Origin of the sequence: Massilia frigida (genome assembly GCF_011682175.1) — a bacterium.
In the GTDB taxonomy this organism is placed as follows: Bacteria; Pseudomonadota; Gammaproteobacteria; order Burkholderiales; family Burkholderiaceae_D; genus Telluria_A; species Telluria_A frigida.
The window spans coordinates 1-818 of record NZ_WHJG01000146.1; the positions used below are offsets into that span (position 1 = coordinate 1).

1 protein-coding gene is annotated in these 818 nt (G+C 63.3%); it reads left to right on the forward strand.

What is annotated here, in order from left to right:
• Positions 1-818: transposase (locus F2P44_RS34410; protein WP_167094587.1), on the forward strand; the 818-nt coding region annotated here is incomplete at both ends.

Genomic DNA, 818 nt, shown 5'->3' on the forward strand with positions numbered 1-818 from the left:
ATCGGCCGACCGCCACATGTTCGGGCTTGGCTGGCGAATGCTTTCGTGGCCAAGGCGGTGCTGGGCATCACCACTACCGTCGGGCTGGTCGAGCGCCTGACCATGGACAAGACCTTGCGGCGCATTTGCGGATTTCCGCCGTTCGCAAAGCTGCCTTCGGAGGCGACGTTTTCGCGGGCTTTTGCGCAGTTCGCTGAGGAGCGGCTGGTTGAACGCGCCTACGAAGCCATGATCAAGGAACACCTGGGCGACCAGTTGGTCGGGCACATCAGCCGCGACGGTACGGCGATTACTGCGCGCGAACGGCCCGCAGCAGCGGCCAACGCGGCACCGGCACCGCGCAAGAAAGGCCGGCGTAAAGGTGAGCGCCCCGTCAAGCAAGCAGCACCAGCTGCTGGCTCGCCGATCCGGCGCCAACGCGGCCAGACCTTGCCCGACATGCTCGCCGAATTGCCGACGATCTGCGACCGCGGCACCAAGTGCAACGCGCAGGGTTACAAGACCAGTTGGAATGGGTACAAGCTGCACATTGATACTGCCGATTGTGGCGTTCCCATCGCCGCCTTGCTGTGTTCTGCGTCGATGCATGACAGCCGCGCCGCCGTGCCGCTGTCGCACATCACGAAGCAACGGGTGACCAATTTGTACGATGTGATGGACGCTGCCTATTGCAGCAAAGAGTTGCACGACCACTGCCGCGAACTGGGACATGTCCCCCTGATCGACCACAACCCGCGTGGGGGCGAGAAGGAGCACTTCGAGCCTGCCGATGAAGTTCGCTACCGTGAGCGCACTGTAGCCGAACGGACCAACGCGCG